Annotated in this window: 16 protein-coding genes; 5 read left to right on the top strand and 11 right to left on the bottom strand. The window is 70.6% G+C overall.

Annotated elements, in window-relative coordinates:
* Positions 1-148: 148 nt before the first annotated feature.
* From pfkB to ACQEXA_RS33080, 3 genes are all read right to left on the bottom strand, one after another.
* Positions 149-1,102, bottom strand: a complete 954-nt coding sequence (gene pfkB / locus ACQEXA_RS33090) for a 1-phosphofructokinase (RefSeq protein ID WP_433131873.1) — start codon at positions 1,100-1,102, stop codon at positions 149-151.
* Positions 1,099-1,860 (bottom strand): DeoR/GlpR family DNA-binding transcription regulator, encoded by a 762-nt coding sequence (locus tag ACQEXA_RS33085; RefSeq protein WP_433131870.1) that lies wholly within the window; start codon positions 1,858-1,860, stop codon positions 1,099-1,101. The genes pfkB and ACQEXA_RS33085 overlap by 4 nt, the downstream gene beginning before the upstream one ends.
* 341 nt (positions 1,861-2,201) lie before the next feature.
* A complete protein-coding gene (locus ACQEXA_RS33080; protein WP_432928718.1) occupies positions 2,202-3,722 on the bottom strand; it encodes an MFS transporter in 1,521 nt (506 codons plus the stop codon).
* Between the two features lie 62 nt (positions 3,723-3,784).
* Here ACQEXA_RS33080 and ACQEXA_RS33075 point away from each other — a divergent pair, with 62 nt between their 5' ends.
* On the top strand, positions 3,785-4,759 hold the full coding sequence (locus tag ACQEXA_RS33075; RefSeq protein WP_432928720.1) for a helix-turn-helix transcriptional regulator: 975 nt from the start codon (positions 3,785-3,787) through the stop codon (positions 4,757-4,759).
* Between the two features lie 172 nt (positions 4,760-4,931).
* Here ACQEXA_RS33075 and ACQEXA_RS33070 read toward each other — a convergent pair whose 3' ends face one another.
* Positions 4,932-5,612, bottom strand: a complete 681-nt coding sequence (locus tag ACQEXA_RS33070) for a TetR/AcrR family transcriptional regulator (RefSeq protein ID WP_433134677.1) — start codon at positions 5,610-5,612, stop codon at positions 4,932-4,934.
* A gap of 364 nt (positions 5,613-5,976) precedes the next feature.
* Entirely contained in the window at positions 5,977-6,975 is a 999-nt protein-coding gene (locus ACQEXA_RS33065; protein ID WP_432928722.1) for a sigma-70 family RNA polymerase sigma factor, read from the bottom strand.
* A 170-nt stretch (positions 6,976-7,145) separates the two neighbouring features.
* On the opposite strand from ACQEXA_RS33065, the gene ACQEXA_RS33060 reads away from it, so the two are divergent.
* On the top strand, positions 7,146-7,664 hold the full coding sequence (locus tag ACQEXA_RS33060; protein WP_433131868.1) for an N-acetyltransferase family protein: 519 nt from the start codon (positions 7,146-7,148) through the stop codon (positions 7,662-7,664).
* A gap of 8 nt (positions 7,665-7,672) precedes the next feature.
* Here ACQEXA_RS33060 and ACQEXA_RS33055 read toward each other — a convergent pair whose 3' ends face one another.
* Entirely contained in the window at positions 7,673-8,467 is a 795-nt protein-coding gene (locus ACQEXA_RS33055) for a dioxygenase family protein (protein WP_433131866.1), read from the bottom strand.
* A gap of 100 nt (positions 8,468-8,567) precedes the next feature.
* Between ACQEXA_RS33055 and ACQEXA_RS33050 the strand changes: the two genes are divergently transcribed.
* On the top strand, positions 8,568-9,071 hold the full coding sequence (locus ACQEXA_RS33050) for a MarR family winged helix-turn-helix transcriptional regulator (protein ID WP_432928727.1): 504 nt from the start codon (positions 8,568-8,570) through the stop codon (positions 9,069-9,071).
* A 229-nt stretch (positions 9,072-9,300) separates the two neighbouring features.
* Here ACQEXA_RS33050 and ACQEXA_RS33045 read toward each other — a convergent pair whose 3' ends face one another.
* Both ACQEXA_RS33045 and ACQEXA_RS33040 read right to left on the bottom strand, forming a co-directional pair.
* Positions 9,301-10,836 (bottom strand): MFS transporter, encoded by a 1,536-nt coding sequence (locus ACQEXA_RS33045; RefSeq protein WP_432928729.1) that lies wholly within the window; start codon positions 10,834-10,836, stop codon positions 9,301-9,303.
* A gap of 162 nt (positions 10,837-10,998) precedes the next feature.
* Complete coding sequence (locus tag ACQEXA_RS33040; RefSeq protein ID WP_432928731.1) at positions 10,999-11,643, bottom strand: TetR/AcrR family transcriptional regulator; 645 nt, start codon at positions 11,641-11,643, stop codon at positions 10,999-11,001.
* A gap of 430 nt (positions 11,644-12,073) precedes the next feature.
* On the opposite strand from ACQEXA_RS33040, the gene ACQEXA_RS33035 reads away from it, so the two are divergent.
* Both ACQEXA_RS33035 and ACQEXA_RS33030 read left to right on the top strand, forming a co-directional pair.
* Entirely contained in the window at positions 12,074-13,348 is a 1,275-nt protein-coding gene (locus ACQEXA_RS33035) for a M6 family metalloprotease domain-containing protein (RefSeq protein WP_432928733.1), read from the top strand.
* 87 nt (positions 13,349-13,435) lie between these two features.
* Complete coding sequence (locus ACQEXA_RS33030; protein WP_432928735.1) at positions 13,436-15,097, top strand: IclR family transcriptional regulator domain-containing protein; 1,662 nt, start codon at positions 13,436-13,438, stop codon at positions 15,095-15,097.
* A 115-nt stretch (positions 15,098-15,212) separates the two neighbouring features.
* On the opposite strand, the gene ACQEXA_RS33025 is transcribed toward ACQEXA_RS33030, so the two are convergent.
* From ACQEXA_RS33025 to ACQEXA_RS33015, 3 genes are all read right to left on the bottom strand, one after another.
* On the bottom strand, positions 15,213-15,845 hold the full coding sequence (locus tag ACQEXA_RS33025; RefSeq protein WP_433131864.1) for a ScbR family autoregulator-binding transcription factor: 633 nt from the start codon (positions 15,843-15,845) through the stop codon (positions 15,213-15,215).
* Positions 15,846-15,947: 102 nt separating this feature from the next.
* Positions 15,948-17,189 (bottom strand): cytochrome P450 family protein, encoded by a 1,242-nt coding sequence (locus ACQEXA_RS33020; RefSeq protein ID WP_432928739.1) that lies wholly within the window; start codon positions 17,187-17,189, stop codon positions 15,948-15,950.
* A 167-nt stretch (positions 17,190-17,356) separates the two neighbouring features.
* Positions 17,357-18,064, bottom strand: coding sequence for a ScbR family autoregulator-binding transcription factor (locus ACQEXA_RS33015; RefSeq protein ID WP_432928741.1), 708 nt, complete (start codon positions 18,062-18,064; stop codon positions 17,357-17,359).
* Positions 18,065-18,303 lie beyond the last annotated feature (239 nt).

Genomic DNA, 18,303 nt, shown 5'->3' with positions numbered 1-18,303 from the left:
GCGGCGGCGGGGCCGGGGAGACCCCGCCTTCCCGTGGCCGTGGCGGGACCGGGGAGACTCCGCCACGTCAACGTCGGTTCGAGGCGAGCGGCGCACGTGTCGACGACACGGATCGGCCACGCGGTGAGGACATGTGCTACGCGCGCGGTCATGACACGGGCTCCGTCAGGACACGGTCCACGGGTACCGCCGAGGTGACCGTCACGGCGGAGGGGTCCAGATCGGCCGGGGTCGGCATCACGCTGCCGGGCAGCTGGACCGCCGCGGCTCCGTGGGCCACGGCGGAGGCCAGGGCCTCAGGGCCGGCGCCGCCCGCGATCAGGAAACCGGCGAGGGAGGAGTCGCCGGCGCCGACATTGCTGCGTACGACATCGACGCGTGCGCTGCCGAACCAGGCGCCCTCGTCGGACACCAGCAGTTGGCCGTCCGCGCCGAGGCTCGCGAGTACGGCGCCCGCGCCCATCCCGCGCAGTTCCTCGGCCGCCTTGACCGCGTCGCCCACCGTGGCGAGGGGGCGTCCGACGGCCTGCGCGAGCTCCTCGGCGTTCGGCTTCACCACGTCCGGGCGTTCGCGCAAGGCCTCCAGCAGCGCGGGCCCGGAGGTGTCCAGCGCGATCCGGGCACCGGCGGCGTGGGCTCGGGCGACCAGATCCGCGTACCAGGACGGCGCAAGGCCGCGCGGCAGGCTGCCGCAGCAGGTGATCCAGGTGATCCGGGCCGCGCGGTACTGCTCGCGGACCGTCTCCAGGAGGAGTTCGGCCTCGGCCGTCGACAGCTCGGGGCCAGGCGCGTTGATCTTGGTGAGGGTACCGTCGGGCTCGGCTACGGAGATGTTGGAACGGGTGGCTCCGGCGACCGGGACCGGGGCGACCTCGATGCCCTGCGCGTGCAGCAGTTCGGCGACGAGGGCGCCCGGTGCGCCGCCCAGGGGCAGCACGGCGACCGTGCGCCGTCCGGCGGCGGCGACCGCACGCGAGACGTTCACGCCCTTGCCGCCCGGGTCCATGCGTTCGCCGGTGGCCCGGATGACCTCGCCGCGGTCGAGGGAAGGGACCTCGTAGGTGCGGTCGAGGGACGGGTTCGGGGTGACGGTGAGAATCATGCGCGCACTACTTCCGTGCCGCCGCGCTCGATCGCGGTGGCGTCCTCGGGGCTCAGACCGCTGTCGGTGATCAGCAGGTCCACATCGCCGAGACCCCCGAAACGGGCGAAGTGCTCCTGGCCGTGCTTGGAGGAGTCGGCGAGCAGCACCACGCGGCGTGCGGCGTGGATCGCGGCGCGCTTGACGGCGGCCTCGGCGAGGTCGGGCGTGGTCAGTCCATGGTCGGCGGAGAAGCCGTTGGCGGCGATGAACACCACGTCGGCGCGGATCTCGCCGTACGCGCGCAGCGCCCAGGCGTCCACCGCGGCGCGCGTACGGTGGCGTACACGCCCCCCGACCAGATGGAGCTGGATACCGGGGTGGTCCGCGAGACGGGCCGCGGTGGGCAGGCTGTGGGTGACGACGGTGAGCGCGGCGTCCAGGGGAATGGCCCCGGCCAGCCGGGCCACGGTCGAGCCGGCGTCGAGGATCATCGTGCCCTCGCTCGGCAGCTCCGCGACGGCCGCCCTCACGATCCGGTCCTTCTCGTCGGCCGCGGTGGACTCCCGCTCGGCGAGGTCCGGCTCGAAGTCCAGACGCCCGGCGGGGATCGCCCCGCCGTGCACCCGGCGCAGAAGGCCGGCCCGGTCGAGGGCCTTGAGGTCCCGGCGGATCGTCTCGGCCGTGACCTGGAACTCCTCGGCCAGCGACACCACGTCCACCCGCCCGCCGTCACGGGCGAGCCGGAGGATCTCCTGCTGCCGCTCCGGTGCGTACATGTCCGTTCGCCTCCGACTCATGCCCGAACGTGTGGTTTCCTCGGGAGGCTACGTCTGGATTTCCGAAAAGTAAACAGGACCGGGCCCCGGATCGGACACAAACGGGCGTCGATACCCCGGGCAACATCAGCACGCAGGACAGGGGCGCAGGACCCGCAGACGGGCAGACGGGCAGACGACGAAATACAGGACCGCGCCCGACCGGACACACGACCGATCCCGCGCGGGCGCCTCCCGCGCCCCCGTCCGCCCCGCAACACGATGGCGCCCGGTGTGTCGCGCGGAACGCGACCCACCGGGCGCCATCGACCTCACCGTCGAGGCGAGGAATGGAACACGGTTCAGGAAGCGAGCACCGGCTCCTCGACCCCCTTCGGTGCCGACTCGGCCTGCCCGCCCTCCACATGCTGCGCGGGCCGCCTGGGCAGGGCGAACATCAGCAGGAAGATCGCCACCAGCACCGCGGCGACCCAGCCCAGGGCATGCTCGAAGGCGTGCACGAAGGCGGGCCCCACCTGCGCCGGGGTCAGCCGGTCGCCGATCTCACCGAAGAAGACCACCGAGACCAGCCCGAGGCCGAGCGCGTTGCCCATCTGCTGGACCGTGTTGATGAGGCCGGACGCCGAACCGGAGTGCTCCCGCGGCACCTCGGACAGGATCGCGTCCGTCAGCGGGGCGACGATCAACCCCATGCCCGCGCCCATCACCACCAGCGGCAGGGCCATCTGCCAGGAGGCGATGGCGAGGCCGTACCGGGCGGACTCCCAGATGTAGAGGAGCACACCCGCCGCCATCACCAGCGCACCCGCCTGCAGCACCCCGCGGCCGAAGCGCGGCACCAGCTTCTGCACGGACAGCCCGGCCGCCGTCGAGACCGCGATCGAGAACGGCACACCCGTCAGGCCCGCGCGCAGCGCGCTCCAGCCGAGCCCGACCTGCATGTACAGCGTCCAGACCAGGAAGAAGACACCGAGGCCGACACCGAAGACCGTCTGCACCGCGATACCCGCAGCGAAACTCTTCACACGGAACAGGGAGAGCTCCACTAGCGGGGACCCGTCCCGCACGGCCTTCCGCTTCTCGTACGCCACGAGCGCCGCGAAGACGACCAGCGCGCCCGCCATCGACGCGTACCCCCACAGCGGCCAGCCCAGCTCCCGGCCGCGTGTGAGCGGGTAGAGCAGCATGAGCAGACCGAGAGTGACCAGGGCGACGCCGACGAGGTCGAGACGCAGGGCCCGCGGTGCCTTGGACTCCGCGATGTAGCGCCGGCCCAGCAGGAACGCACCGATGCCGACCGGCAGGTTGATCAGGAAGATGGGCCGCCACTCAAGACCGAAGAGGTTCCACTCGGTGAGGAGGGCGCCGAGGAGCGGTCCGGAGACAGCCCCCAGTCCGACGATCGCGCCGAAGAGCCCGAAGACCTTGCCCCGCTCGTGCGCCGGGAAGGTGGCGTGCACGATCGACAGCACCTGCGGCACCATCATCGCGGCCATCGCGCCCTGCAGGATCCGTGAGGCCACGAGCATCTCGGGGTTCGCGGCGAAGCCGCACAGCGCCGAGGCGATCGTGAATCCCCCGATGCCGATCAGGAAGAGCCGCCTGCGGCCGTGAATATCTCCGAGCCGGCCGCCGGTGATGAGCCCGGCGGCGAAGGCAAGCGCGTACCCGGCGGTGATCCACTGGATCTGGCTGAACGATGCTCCCGCGTCCCGCTGGATCGACGGGATGGCGATGTTGACGATCGTGACGTCGACCAGGTCCATGAAGGCCGCGGTCATCACGATGGCGAGCGCGAACCAGCGACGACGGTCGCCGGGGTCGGTGGTGCTGCTGCTGAGAGTGGTCTCCGTGGAGGTCATGGTCCGAAGCTAGGGCCGCAATAGGTCAGATCGTGTCCTAGTTCTGCGGCATCCTCGGATTCATGACGACCGACACTCCGGCGCGCCTTCTCCAGTTGCTCTCCCTCCTACAGACCCCACGCGAGTGGCCCGGTGCCGAGCTCGCCGACCGGCTGGGGGTGTCCCGGCGCACGATCCGCCGGGACGTCGACCGGCTGCGCGAGCTCGGCTATCCGGTCCAGGCCAGCAAGGGTGCCGACGGCGGGTACCGGCTGGTCGCCGGGAAGGCGATGCCGCCGCTCGTGCTCGACGACGAGGAGGCCGTGGCGATCGCGGTCGGGCTGCGCGCCGGCGCCGGGCACGCGGTCGAGGGCGTGGACGAGGCATCGGTACGGGCCCTGGCCAAGCTGGAGCAGGTGCTGCCGGCCCGGCTGCGCCACCGGGTCACCACCCTCCAGGCCGCCACCAGCGCCCTGACCAGCGGCGACGGGGCGAGTATCGCTCCCGAGACGCTGACCGTGATGGCCTCGACGATCGCGGGGCACGAGCGGCTGCGGTTCGCCTACCGCTCCGGGGACGGAACGCCGTCCCGGCGCCAGACCGAGCCGTACCGGCTGGTGTCCACGGGACGCCGCTGGTATCTCGTCGCCTACGACCTGGAGCGCGACGACTGGCGTACGTTCCGGGTCGACCGGGTCAGCGAGCCGTTCGCGACCGGCGCGAGGTTCTCCCCGCGGGAGCTGCCCGCGGGGAGCGCGGCGGAGTATCTGCGGCAGTCGATGTACCGGCGCCAGGAGGCGTACGAGTTCGAGGCGACCTTCGCCGCGCCCGCGGACGTCGTCGCGGCGCGCCTGCCGCGCTGGTTCGCGGAGCCCGAGCCGCTCGGCGACCACAGCTGCCGGCTGCGCGGCACGTCGAGCGACTCCGTGGAATGGCTCGTGGTACGGCTCGCCATGACCGACTGCGAGTTCATGGTGCACCGGCCCGCCGAACTGGTCGCCTGCGCAAAGAACTTGGGTGAGCGACTGAGCCGGGCGGCTCAGGCACCGAAGGACTGAGGAGTACGGCTCGGCGGAAGTTGGGCGGCCCGCACCGAAAACGGGTGCGGCCCGGCGGGAGTTGTGCCGGCCGCCGAGCCGGTCAGCGCGCGAGAGGCCGGCACCGCAGAAAACAGCTGCGCGCGAGAGGGCCGGCACGGGGAGCGCTGCGCGGCCGGCCTCCCGCAGAAAATCAGCCGATCTCCCACACGAAGTCCCGCAGGGCCTCCAAGTTGCGTACGGCGAGAGCGGCGGGCCCGTGCGGACCGGCTGCCGATTCGTCACTCGCGGCCCAGCTCTCCACCGCCACGCGTACGGCGGCGGAGGCGACGGCGGCGGCGGCGGCGGTGAAACGCAGCGCCGGCGTCACGGCATCCGACGGATCGTCACCACTCCGCGTCCGCGCCGCGAGCACCTCTGCGAGTTCGTGTTCCGCGGCCTGGCAGATCTCGGCCCAGACCTTGGTGAGCGCGGGGTTGGTGCCGGTGAGACGCAGCAGGGCGCGGACCCACTCGAGGGACCTCGCGGAGACGCCGACGCCGGGGGTCAGGGTGTGGACCGCGGCGTGGTGCAGGGCGTCGGCGACGGCGAGGTGGGCGGGGGCGTCGCGGACGGCCTGCGACCACCTGCGGGCACCCGCCGAGAACAGCGGGGCCAGCGCCTCCTCCTTGGTGGCGAAATAGCGGTAGAAGGTGCGCGGTGCCACCCCGGCGGAGCGGGCGACGTCCTCGGCCCGGGTGGCGCGCAGGCCGTTCGCCATGAAGAGTCCTGCCGCGGCCTGGGCGATCTCCATCCGGGTCGCCGCCTTGCGCCGCTCGGTGAGGGAAGCTCCCTCGGGTTCTTGCGCCGTACGGGCGGGAGATGTCCCGCTCATACGTTTCGTACTGGTCACGACGGCAGGTTATGCCGCTGTGGCACAATCTGCCATTCGGGCCGCCCCGGGGTTCAGGTACGGGGCGGCCCATCGGCTCGCCCTGTCCGGATCAGGCAGGAAGAGGGCCGGGCCCCGGCGCCTAGGGGGGAGTGGCACCGGGACCCGGCTGGGGAGAGTCCCGGCGCCGGGGGGAGTGCGTCGGGACTCGGCTCTGGAGGCCCGGACCATGCGGTCCGGCCCGTGCTGTGGACGGACCCGGAGGGGTTGTGCCCCGGACCCGGTGGGTTGAAGCGACGGAACACGCCAAGGCGTCCGGCGAGAAGGGATCCGCCGGCCGGTGTCGCACACCGGCCGTACGAAACCGTCACGCCGCCGCGTCGAAGCCCGTCTGCCGCGCCAGCTTCTTCAGTTCGAGCAGGGCGTGCTTCTCGATCTGACGGATGCGCTCACGTGTGAGGCCGTGCTCCTTGCCGACCTCGGTCAGCGTGCGCTCCCGGCCGTCCTCGATGCCGTACCGCATCTTGATGATCGAGGCCGTACGCTCGTCGAGCCGCCCGATGAGGTCGTCCAACTCCTCGCTGCGCAGCAGCGTGAGCACGGACTGCTCCGGCGACACCGCCGACGTGTCCTCCAGCAGGTCCCCGAACTGGGTCTCGCCCTCGTCGTCCACCGACATGTTGAGCGACACCGGGTCGCGGGCCCAGTCGAGCACGTCACTGATGCGCTCGGCCGTGGTGTCCAGCTCGGCGGCGATCTCGGCGGGCTCGGGGTCGCGCCCGTTCTCACGGTTGAACTCGCGCTGCACCCGGCGGATCCGGCCGAGCTCCTCGACCAGGTGGACGGGCAGCCGGATGGTCCGGGACTGGTCCGCGATCGACCTGGTGATCGCCTGACGGATCCACCAGGTCGCGTACGTCGAGAACTTGAAGCCCTTGCGGTAGTCGAACTTCTCGACCGCTCGCACCAGACCGGCGTTGCCCTCCTGGATCAGGTCGAGCAGCGGGAGACCACTGCGCGGATAGCGGCGCGCCACGGCGACGACGAGCCGGAGGTTCGAGCGGATGAAGATGTCCTTGGCCCGCTCCCCCTCCGCGACCAGGGCTTCCAGCTCCTCACGGGTGGCATCGGCCTTGGCCTCCTCCTCCCCGTCGAGGATCTGCCGCGCGAACACCCCCGCCTCGATGACCTGGGACAGCTCGACCTCCCTGGCGGCGTCGAGCAGCGGCGTACGCGCGATCTCGTCGAGATACATGCCGACCAGGTCGCGATCGGCGATCTCGCCGCCATGGGCGCGAACACTGTTTGCCGCGTCGACGGTCTCGCCTCCGGCGGACTTGCGACGGGCGACGGCACGGGTTGCCATGCGTGCTCCCTTGCGATGGTGGGCTGGCGGGTGGTCCAGTGACGCTTCGGACACCCTTCCGGGTGCCCGGCATCCGAAGGAAACAACGACTGGAATCAGGACAGAATTCCCAACCCGTCCCTCTATTTTTCTGATCATGCAGTACCCTGTGCCGCCATCAAGGAGGCCGGATGCCGTCGGAACGTACAGAGGTGCAGGTCAGGCCAGGAGTCGAGGGCGACCTCGTAGCCCTCACGGACATCTACAACCACTATGTACGTGAGACGCCCATCACCTTCGACACCCTGATCTTCACCCCGGAAGAGCGACGTCCTTGGCTGCTCTCCCACCCTGAAGACGGCCCGCACCTGCTGAAGGTTGCCGTGACACCGGAGTCACAGGAGATTCTCGGGTACGCCACATCCAGCGCCTTCCGTCCGAAGCCGGCATACGCGACCTCGGTGGAGGTCACCGTCTACCTCGCCCCGCACGCGACGGGCCGCGGGGTCGGCGCACACCTCTACCGGTCTCTCTTCGAGTCCCTGGCCGAGGAGGGTCTCCACCGCGCCTACGCGGGCATCGCCCAGCCCAACGAAGCGTCCGTGCGGCTGCACGAACGCTTCGGTTTCCGGCACGTGGGCACGTACCGCGAGGTGGGGTTCAAATTCGGACGTTACTGGGACGTGGCCTGGTACGAGAAGGAGCTCTAGCCGGCGGGTCAGCCGAACTGCACCGACCTCTTCGCCAGGCCCATCCAGAACCCGTCGATCACGGACCGCTGCGCATCCAGTTTCCCCGCCGCGTCCGCCGCGCCCATGGTCACGAAGAGCGGGGCGAAGTGCTCCGTACGGGGGTGGGCGAGGCGGCCCGCCGGGGACTTGCGGGTGAAGTCGAGCAGGGCGTCGACGTCTTGAGCCTCCAGCGCGCGGTGGCCCCAGTCGTCGAACTCCGCCGACCAGCCCGGCACTCCACCCGCATGGCGCAGTGCGGCCAGATTGTGGGTGAAGAAGCCGGAGCCGATGATCAGCACGCCCTCGTCGCGCAGCGGGGCCAGCCTGCGGCCGATCTCCATGAGCCGGACGGGGTCGAGGGTCGGCAGGGAGATCTGCAGGACGGGGATGTCGGCCTCGGGGTACATCTCGACCAGGGGCACATACGCGCCGTGATCCAGACCGCGGTCCGGCATGTCCTGCACGGGGGTGGGCAGGAGCTTGCGCACCGACTCGGCGAGCTCGGGGGCGCCCGGGGCCGCGTACGTCACCCGGTAGTAGTGCTCGGGGAAGCCCCAGAAGTCGTAGACCAGCGGCAGCGTCCGCACCGCGCCGAGTGCGAGCGGGGCCTCCTCCCAGTGGGCGGAGACCATGAGGATCGCCCGGGGACGCGGCAGCCCTGCGGACCAGGCGGCAAGCTGACCGGGCCAGACGGGGTCGTCGGCCAGCGGGGGCGCACCATGACTCAGGTAGAGGGCGGGCATGCGCTCGGGCGCGGTGCGCTCCTCGATGACGGCCGACATGGCGGCTGCTCCCCTCAGGTTGCTTGAACTCTCAAGTTACTCGCCAGAGGCTACCCCCGATTGGTTTAAGTTTCAAGAAGAGGCCTCGTAGAGTGGGGGCATGAAGACGGCACCCGCTGATGACACTCGCTGGCTCACCGACGAGGAGCAGCGCACCTGGCGTGCGTACATGCACGCCGTCACTCTTCTCGAGGACCATCTCGACCGCCAGTTGCAGCGCGACGCGGGCATGCCGCACGTGTACTACGGACTGCTGGTCCAGCTCGCCGAGGCACCGCACCGGCGGCTGCGCATGACCGAGCTGGCCATGCAGGCCAAGATCACGCGTTCCCGGCTCTCGCACGCCATCGCCCGGCTGGAGAAGAACGGCTGGGTGCGGCGCGAGGACTGCCCCTCCGACAAGCGCGGCCAGCTCGCCGTCCTCACGGACGAGGGATACGACGTACTGTCACGCCACGCGCCCGGGCATGTGGCTGCCGTGCGCCAGGCGATCTTCGACCGGCTCACCCCCGAACAGCAGAGGTCCCTCGGCGAGATCATGTCGGTCATCGCCGAAGGACTGCAGCCCAAGGAGGCGGGGGCTGACCTGCCCTGGCTCCGCTGAACCCGTCCCCCGTACGCCGCGGAGGCCGTGCCGTCGCCTCCGTCCGCGAACGGGTCCGCCCCGGTCCCGCGCTTTCGCGGAACCGGGGCGGACCCCCGGAAGACCTGCGGACAAAGGACACCCGTCTCTCATCCGCGGACGTAGTCCCGTGTACGAAGTTCCGTGAGCGAAGTGCCTCGTGGACGGTCCGTGCGCGAGGAGCCGCGCACGGGACCCGACGTACCGGCCGTCAGTGGGCGACCACCGGGACCTGCACCTCGTCCTCGACGCCCTCGCTCTGCCCGGAGACCGACTGGGCTCCCGGGCGACCGGCGTTGACCAGGGTCAGGGCGACGGCCGCGGCGACGACGAGGATGCCGACGGCGAACCAGATCGCGCTCGCGTAACCGTGCACCTGACCCTGCAGCTGGACCAGCTGCGCCTGGGACTTGGAGGTGGCGGTCGCGATGTGGTCCTTGATGTAGGACGTGGTCGCCGAGGCCGCGATCGTGTTCAGCAGGGCCGTGCCGATCGCGCCGCCGACCTGCTGCGAGGTGTTGACCATCGCGGAGGCGACACCGGCGTCCCGCGGCTGCACACCGTGCGTGGCCAGGGCCATCGCCGGCATGAACGCGGTACCCATACCGAGGCCGAGCAGCAGCATGGCCGGCAGCACCACCGAGGCGTACGACGAGCCGATCTCCAGCTGGGCCAGCAGGAACATGCCGGCGGCGGCGACCAGGAAGCCGGGGCCCATCAGCAGCCGCGCCGGGACGCGGGTCATCAGTCGGGTGCCGATCTGGGTGGAGCCGGTGATCATACCCGCGATCATGGGCAGGAAGGCGAAGCCGGTCTTGACCGGCGAGTAGCCCTTCACGACCTGCAGGTAGTAGGTCAGGAAGAGGAACGTGCCGAACATCGCGATGATCGCGAGACCGAGGGACAGGTAGACGCCTCCGCGGTTGCGGTCGGTGATGACGCGCAGCGGCAGCAGCGGGGCCTTGACCTTGGACTCGGTGAGCACGAAGGCCACGAGCAGGACGGCGGCCGCGACGAACAGGCCGACCGTCAGGGAATCGCCCCAGCCGTCCGACTCGGCGCGCGTGAAACCGTAGACGAGCGAGACCAGGCCGAGGGTCGAGAGGATGACGCCCGGGATGTCGAGCGACGAGCGGTTGCGGCCGCCCTCCGGCTCCCGGATGACGAAGTAGGCGCCGGCCGCAGCGACGACGGCGAACGGGATGTTGACGAAGAACGTCCAGCGCCAGTCCAGGTACTCGGTGAGGAAGCCGCCGAGGATCAGACCGACGGCGCCACCGCCACCGGCGATCGCACCGTAGATACCGAAGGCCTTGGCGCGCTCCTTGGCGTCCGTGAACATGACCGCGAGCAGGGACAGCGCGGCAGGGGCGAGGAGTGCGCCGAAGATGCCCTGGAGGGCACGGGAGCCGAACATCATCGCGCCGCTCTGCGCGGCACCGCCGAGCGCGGAGGCGAGGGCGAAGCCGGAGAGGCCGATGACGAAGGCGCGCTTACGGCCCCACAGGTCGGCGACCCGGCCACCGAAGAGCAGAAGACCACCGAAGGCGAGGGCGTAGGCCGTCACCACCCACTGGCGGTTGCCGTCCGAGATCCCCAGGTCCTGCTGGGCGGACGGAAGTGCGATGTTCACGATGGTGGCGTCGAGGACGACCATCAGCTGGGCGAGCGCGATGAAGACCAGCGCCCGCCATCGGTTGGAGTCGGGAGCGGAAGCGCCCGGGACGCTTCGGGCTGTTTCAGACATGGAGGTACCCACTTCGGGACTTCGTGACGGAAGTGTCGGAACTCGTAGGCGGAAAAGGGCGTCAGGCAGCACGGCACGTCGCCGGTGACGGCCGAGGCCCTGTCGTCAGTAGGAGACGGGGTCTTCGGTGGGAAGACGGGCGGAGCCCGTGGAACTAATCGCTCAGGACTGGCGGAGATCCTCCATGGTCACGGCCGTGCCGGGCAGTTCGGAGCGGGCCGGGGCCCGCAGACCGTCCAGGAACAGCTGCAGATGACGGTGGACGAAGCGGTCGAGGCTGAGGCAGCCGGTACCCGCCGGCGGCCTGCTGAGCTGCGCGACCGCGATCATCAGGTCCCCGCGCTCGACATCGGGACGAAGCTGCCCGGCCGCGCGGGCGCGGTCCATGATCTCCTCGATCAGCTGCTCGAGCCGCTCCCGAGCCGCTTCCAGTTCGGGGTGGTGCTCGTCGAACGCGGTGGCGACCATCGGGCACAGCGCGCCGATGCGCTCGTCGGCGACTGCGTGCACGAAGTGGGACAGGGCCTCGAAGGCGTTCCCGGTCTCGGCGAGCGCCCGCTCGGCGCCCTCGGACGTACGGTCCATGACCGAGCAGACGACCTCGCGGACCAGCGCCTCACGGTCGTGGAAGTTGCGGTACACCGTGGCGTTGCCCACGCCGGCCCGGCGGGCGATCTCGTCGAACGGCACGTCGGGGCCGAACTCGACGAACATCTCCCGGGCGGCGGCGACGATCCGCTCCCGGTTGCGCAGGGCATCGGCACGCGGCCGGGACACACGGCGCTGTACGGGGGTCGCGGTCTGCACGGCGCACTCCTCGTTGGAATGGAACGCGATCCGGGGACCCAGTCCCCGTTTCGCTCGGACACAGGCTTAAACGGGGAATCGATCCCCGGTTATTTCCCCGCCCGGCGCCCTTTTCGTGTGAGCTGAGTCACATCGCGGAGGGAATCCTCCATCGCCCCATTCGCGCCGGAACGACACCACCGCGCCTTGCGCCCCAACGCCTCGGAGCGCATCTCGAACCAGGCCGCCCCGTCACCCCTTCCGCACGCGGAACGCCTCGGACCAGCCACCTCGCGCCTCCCCCGAACCTCTCGGACCGGCCGCTCCACCCCCCTTCGGCGCCCGGAACCCCTCGTTCGGTCCGCCTCAGCGAGCACCCACACCGATCTTGACTCAGGGTGAGCACACAGGCGCTTTCCGTGACCAGTCGTGAAGCGAAGGGGACCACTGCATGCTGCTGTCCCGCCGCCGGATACACACGCGCCGTGTCGCCTCGATCGCCTCGGTCACCGTCCTCACCCTGGCGGTCTCCACCTCCGCGGGCACCGGATATCTGATCGGGGGGGCCTCCACGGCGGGATCCGCCGCGCCGTCCCGTGCCTCGGCACTCGGCCCCTGCATGATCCACGGCCGTGCGGGCATCCAGATGCCCGAGTCCATCCCGACATCCCGTGGCTACGCCCGCTCCACCGGCACCATCCACGCGCTGACCCTGATGATCGACTTCCCTGACGTTCCCGGCCAGGGCAGCGCGCTGAGCCGGTACGGGGAGTTCTTCCCACAGACCCAGAAGTGGTTCGCCACCAGTTCCTACGGCCGCCTCGACTACCGCCCCGAGGCCCCGATACGTCACTGGCTGCGGATGCCCAAGCCGTTCAAGGCATACGGGCTGGAGCGCGGCGCGCCCTTCGACCCCGGCTACCGCCTGCTCGTCCAGGACATCGTGGCCACCGCCGATCCGCAGGTGGACTTCCGCCGCTACGACCTGGTGAACGTGCTGGTCACCCCCAACGCGGGCCCGGCCGCCCTGGACACCGTCCTGTCGGTGACGTTCGCGGGCAACCCCGATGCCCCGGTCGCCGACGGTGTGCCGATCTACAACGCGTCCTTCATCTACAGCCGCCAGGACGACGGCTCCGGCTCCTACCCCACGACCGGCTACCGGGTCCTGCCCCACGAGAACAGCCACACCTTCGGCCTGCCCGACCTCTACACGCAGGAGGGCGGGACGGCCGTCGGGCACTGGGACATCATGAGCGAGGACTGGGGTGCCAACAACGACCTGCTGGGCTGGCACAAGTGGAAGCTCGGCTGGCTGAAGAGCTCCCAGGTCAGCTGTGTGGTCACGCGGGGCACCACCGAGTACACGCTCACCCCCCTCGGCCGCGCCGGCGGCCGGAAACTGGTCTTCATACCGATCAGCTCCAGGGCCGGGTACGCCCTCGAACTGCGCACCCACGCCGGAAACGACGCGGAGGTGTGCAGGCCCGGCATCCTCATCTACCGGGTCGACGCGGACGTCGACACCGGCAGCGGGCCCATCACGGTCTACGACTCCCAGCGCAACAGCGGCGGCTGCACCCGAAGCCCGAACGTGCAGGCCGAACTGTCCGACGCCACGTTCCAGCCCGGACAGACCTTTACGGACCCGAAGACGGGGATCGTCGTCACCGTCGTGGGCACGACGCCGACCGGCGACTACCGGGTACGCGTGACCCGGCGGTGACCGGTCCCCGGGCCGTACGGGGTCCGGGACGGCGCAGGACGCGGGCGAACACGGCGGATGCGCCCGGCCCGGCATTACCGTGACTTCATGCTCCCGAACGTCAACGCGGCCACGGCGATCCCCGCCGAAGCCGTCACCCCCCTCGTGCGCGGGCTCACCGTGCTGCGGCGGCTCACCGACGCTGACGGCAGCTGCAGCCTCAGCGCTCTCGAGCGGGCCAGCGGGCTCGCCCGGTCCACGGTCGACCGGATCACGGCGACGCTCGCCCGCATGGGGTACGTACGGCTCGACGGCCGGGACGCCCTGCTCGCCCCGCGGCTGACGGAGCTGGGCAACGCCTACCTGGCGGCGCTGCGGCTCCCGAAGCTGCTCGATACACACGCGGACGCACTCGCCGACGAACTGGACGAGTCCGTGTCCCTCGCGGTCCCCGATCGGGACGGCATCCGCTTCATCCATCAGGCGACCCGCCGCCGTGCGATGTCGCTGAGCTTCCGCATCGGTGATCTGCTGCCTGCGGAGCGGACCGCTCCAGGTCCGCTGTTCGCGACGGAGTGGGACGAGGCGGACTGGAAGCGCTGGCGCGAGCGCCGGGCCACGGACCCCGAGGACCGGGGCTTCCCGGCGGTGCCGGCTCGCAGCCGCCCGCTCGACGGCTCGGACGGCACCACCCTCGGCGACGACTTCGAGGCCCGCACCGAGCAGGCGCGGGTGCAGGGGTGGGCACTGGACGACCAGCTCATCGAACCGGGCCTGGTGGCCCTCGGCCTGCCCGTACGCGAGGAGAGCGGCCGGATCGCCTGTGTGGTCAGCGTGGTCAGCCACACCAGCCGGCATTCTGCCGACGACCTGCGCCGGGCCCTGCTGCCCCGGCTGAGCACGGCGGTGGAGGCGATGGAGCGGGAGCTGCGCGAGGCCCCGCCCGCAGACCCCGCCGCGCCGTCCGGGCTCGCGACCTGGACCGGGGCGTCCAAGCAGGAGCTGGGGCGTGACTTCGTGGAGTCACTGGCGCGCGGACTGACGGTGATCACCTCCTTCGGGGAGGGCCGCCCTGCGATGACGCTGTCCGAAGTGGCCGAGGCCACGGGACTGGCGCGGGCCACGGCCCGGCGCGCGCTGATCACGCTGGAGCACCTCGGCTACGTCACCGCCCACGACCGTGCCTTCCGGCTCACCCCGCGCGTCCTGGGCCTCGGCTTCCCGCCGCTGTCCAGGGTGTCGCTTCCGGACATCGCCGCCCCCCACCTGACCGAGCTGTCCCAGCTCCTGCACGAGTCGACCTCGTTGGCGGTGCTGACGGGCGACGACATCCAGTACACGGCCCGGGCGGCCCCGAGCCGCATCATGAGCGTCAACTTCACGGTCGGGATCCGGCTGCCGGCGTATGCCACGTCTCTGGGCCGGGTCATGCTGGCGGACCAGACGGAGCCGAGGCTGCCGAAGCCGGTCTCACTCACACCGCGAACGGTCACGGATCCGGCGGAGCTGAGGGCCCTGCTCGGCCGGGTGCGGAGTCAGGGGTACGCCCTGGTCGACGGGGAGTTGGAGGAGGGGCTGCAGTCGATCGCGGTCCCGGTGCGGGACCGCGACGGCCGGGTGGTCGCGGCGGTGAACGTCGCCATGCACAGCAGCCGCCTGACGCAGGACGAGTGCGTCAGCGATGTGCTGCCGGAACTACGCGCGGCAGCGACGCGGATCGAGGCGGATCTGCATGTGGCCGGGCGGTTCAGAAAGGTGCCGAGCATCTGAGACCGGGCGTGGAGCCGACTGACGGATGGCCGGAGCGCCCAGAGGGTATGGACCCGGCTGGCCACGGATACCAAACCGGATGTGCGGTTCTTTCCGTGAATTTCCGGCCATCGCGTCAGCCCACCTCCGCCCGTCTCCCCGAGGCCGCCACCAGCCGCAGCGCCGGCGGTGAGGCGATACGCGGCAGGAGCAGCGCCCAGAAGCGCGTGAGTGTGATACGGGAGAGCCAGCGCACATCATGGCTGCCGAGGGCGGCGAAGCCCACCGTCGCCCCGACCACCGTGGCCGCCAGGTCCCGTGGCGGCACGTCGGAGAGCAGCCCCTCCCGCGCGGACCGGACGACGGTGTCCTCTACCCAGGAGTGCCAGTACGCGTAGAGGTCCTCGCCGCGGCCCGCCGCCTCCACGCTGTCACCGAGGCCGAATCCGGCACGCAGGACGACATCGCGGCACAGGCCCTGCATAAGGGCGTGGCTCGTGTCGACAAGGGCCTGGAGGGAACCGCCGAGCTGCGGCGGCGGCCGCTCGGCGGAGACGATCCGCCTGAAGCGCTCGGCCGCCGCCGCCCGCACTCCCGCGGCAAGAGCCGCCTTGCTGGGGAAGTGGAAGTGCAGGGCTCCATTGCTGACCCCGGCCCTCGCGCTGATGGCCGACAGCGACACCGCCTCGAAGCCGTCACGGCTGAACAACTCGGCGGCGGAACCGATCAGGGCGTTGCGCGTCCGTACCGCACGTTCCTGCATGGCCATCGGTCGCTCCATTACTGCGGGGCCCAGGAGCTTAACAAACCGTATGTGCGGTTTTCCAGAGGTCCGACATCAGGATTCATCGCAACCAAGGGACAACCAGGATCAGTTGGGGCGAAGCACAACCGGCATGGCCGCATAGCCGTTGACGATGAAGGACGGCACCGGCGCCACGGAGTCCATGGGGACGGCGGTCTCAAGGTCGGGGAAGCGGGCGAAGAGGGCCGCGAGCGCGGTGGTCGCCTCGAGCCTGGCCAGTGGTGCACCCAGGCACCGGTGCACGCCGTGCCCGAACCCGAGGTCGTCGCGCCGGCCGGGCCGGCCGGGCCGCAGCACGTCGAAGACGCCGATGTCCTCCCCGTACGCCGCGGGATCGGAAGCCGCACCGGCGAAGGAGACCAGAATCGGGTCGCCCTGCTTGATGTGCACGCCGTTCAACTCGATGTCCTCGACGGCGAACCGCATCGGGGAGTACGCGGCGGGACTGTGCGTGCGCAGCATCTCGGCCACCACATCGGCCCACTCCGCGCAGCCCTCGAGGACGTGCGCCCGCTGCTCCGGGTGGGCGCACAGGGCACCGACCGCATTGGTGATGAGGGTGCAGGTGGTCTCCTGGCCTGCGGCGATCATCAGATAGAGGGTGCCGAGGAGTTCCTGCTTGGTCAGCCTGCCGTCGTCGCTGTCGCGGGCCTCGATCAGCGCGGTCGTCAGATCGTCGCCGGGCCTGGCCCGCTTCTCGGCGGCAAGTTCGGCCAGCATGCCGAAGACCCGGACCTGCGCGGCCGCCATCTCGTCTCCGGGGACGGATGTGTCGAACACCAACTCCAGGTCCGTACACAAGGGTTCGCGCGCCTCCTCGGCGACACCGAACAGCTCGCAGATCACCCGCATGGGCAGCAGCTTGGCGAACCCGGCCCGCAGATCGACGGTCTCGCCGCCCGGCAGCGCGGCCAGGTCATCGAGCAGTGCGCCGGTGATCTCCTCGATCCGGGGCCGCAACGCCTCCGTGCGCCGGGCGGTGAAGGCCGCAGCGACCAGTCGGCGCAGCCGCGCATGGCCCTCCCCATAGGCGAAGAGCATGTTCTCGTTCGCCACCCACGGATACAGCGGCCAGTCCTCGCCGATGCGGCCCGCCACGAAGTCCGGCCAGTGCTGCCGGGCGTCCTTCGACACCCGCGGATCCATGAGGAGTTGCTTGACGTACTGCTGCCGTACGACGGCCCAGGCGCGCACCCCGCCCGGCAGCTCCACCTCCACGGCCGGTCCCCGGCTCCGCAACGTCGCGGTCTCACCGGCCAGGTCGCGCCCGGTCACATCGAGGGCGTAGGGGCATGCGGTCATGTCCATCCGTGCACTCCGTTCGGTTGGGGGCCCGTTCGGCATTCGACGCGGCACGCCGCCAGGGCGCACCGCGGTGGAACTGTTGCGCACGTTCAGAGAGGGAGCGGTGGTCTCCCTTGCCCGGGCCGATTCGCCCGGCCGTTCCACGCCCGCCCGGACCAGCACCGGGCAGGTCAGTCCGCCGTACCGGCCGCTTCCGGTTCGTGCTCGCGACCGTCCGACTCAGGTCGCCGCACCGCCGCTTCGTACACCTTCAGCCCCCGCTCCGGGGAGAAGTCCAGCCTGACCAGGACCCCCGGCACGGCGACGGACGGCATCAGATGGCGGTAGAGGTCGGCCACCTGCTCGGCCAGGTCCTCCCGCTCGGTCATGATCCGCGAGTACACCTGGACTCCGGTGAAGCCGGCGACGAACAGTTTGGCGAGCGCGGCCACATCGGCATGGGGAAGGATCTCCCCTCTCCGCTTGGCCTCTTCGAACACTGCCTGGGTGTGCTCGGTCCACGCCTGCATCGGCACCCGCCGGTTGAGGTGGTCCTTGGGCGACCCCTGGTCCACGGTCAGACGCACACTGCCCTGGACGATCGGGTCACCGGTGCCCTTCTTGAGCAGGTACGCCAGCAACAGCGCCTGGTCCAGCGACTCCTGGAGCTTCAGGTCCTGCTGCGGGACGGGCGGGAGCGAGGTGACCTGCGCGGCCAGTACGGCCTGGGCGAGCTCTTCCTTCGAGGCGAAGTGGAAGTAGAGGGCGCCCTTGGTGACACCCGACCGCTGCAGCACGTCGGAGATCGTCGCCGCCTCGTATCCGACCTCGTCGAACACCTCGGCCGCGGCGATCAGGATCGCCTGCCGCGTCCGAATGGCCCGCTCTTGCCGTGCCACCCGCATCCTCCGTACCAGCGTTGATGCCACGGACAATAAAACCAGCCGAACGGTTTTTCAACCCTGAAGAGCCGGTTCTGACAGACGCGGAGGGATCGGCCGAGAAGGACGGGAAAAGGACCCTTTCCCTACTCGATGCCCCACTCCAAGTCGCCGCGCCCGCACGGGAACAAGGGCGGAGAGGACCCGAGGGAACCCTTGAAAACAAAACCGGGTGGTACGTATCTTCGATCGCGCGC

The sequence above is a fragment of the Streptomyces sp. CA-106110 genome, assembly GCF_050936285.1.
Taxonomy (GTDB): Bacteria; Actinomycetota; Actinomycetes; order Streptomycetales; family Streptomycetaceae; genus Streptomyces.
Note: the sequence above shows the minus strand (reverse complement) of the source record. Positions and strands in the feature narration are given on the sequence as shown.

Coding starts and splice junctions, on each gene's coding strand:
- pfkB (WP_433131873.1), bottom strand. CDS start 1,102: ATGATTCTCACCGTCACCCCGAACCCGTCCCTCGACCGCACCTACGAG.
- ACQEXA_RS33085 (WP_433131870.1), bottom strand. CDS start 1,860: ATGTACGCACCGGAGCGGCAGCAGGAGATCCTCCGGCTCGCCCGTGAC.
- ACQEXA_RS33080 (WP_432928718.1), bottom strand. CDS start 3,722: ATGACCTCCACGGAGACCACTCTCAGCAGCAGCACCACCGACCCCGGC.
- ACQEXA_RS33075 (WP_432928720.1), top strand. CDS start 3,785: ATGACGACCGACACTCCGGCGCGCCTTCTCCAGTTGCTCTCCCTCCTA.
- ACQEXA_RS33070 (WP_433134677.1), bottom strand. CDS start 5,612: ATGAGCGGGACATCTCCCGCCCGTACGGCGCAAGAACCCGAGGGAGCT.
- ACQEXA_RS33065 (WP_432928722.1), bottom strand. CDS start 6,975: ATGGCAACCCGTGCCGTCGCCCGTCGCAAGTCCGCCGGAGGCGAGACC.
- ACQEXA_RS33060 (WP_433131868.1), top strand. CDS start 7,146: ATGCCGTCGGAACGTACAGAGGTGCAGGTCAGGCCAGGAGTCGAGGGC.
- ACQEXA_RS33055 (WP_433131866.1), bottom strand. CDS start 8,467: ATGTCGGCCGTCATCGAGGAGCGCACCGCGCCCGAGCGCATGCCCGCC.
- ACQEXA_RS33050 (WP_432928727.1), top strand. CDS start 8,568: ATGAAGACGGCACCCGCTGATGACACTCGCTGGCTCACCGACGAGGAG.
- ACQEXA_RS33045 (WP_432928729.1), bottom strand. CDS start 10,836: ATGTCTGAAACAGCCCGAAGCGTCCCGGGCGCTTCCGCTCCCGACTCC.
- ACQEXA_RS33035 (WP_432928733.1), top strand. CDS start 12,074: ATGCTGCTGTCCCGCCGCCGGATACACACGCGCCGTGTCGCCTCGATC.
- ACQEXA_RS33030 (WP_432928735.1), top strand. CDS start 13,436: ATGCTCCCGAACGTCAACGCGGCCACGGCGATCCCCGCCGAAGCCGTC.
- ACQEXA_RS33025 (WP_433131864.1), bottom strand. CDS start 15,845: ATGGCCATGCAGGAACGTGCGGTACGGACGCGCAACGCCCTGATCGGT.
- ACQEXA_RS33020 (WP_432928739.1), bottom strand. CDS start 17,189: ATGGACATGACCGCATGCCCCTACGCCCTCGATGTGACCGGGCGCGAC.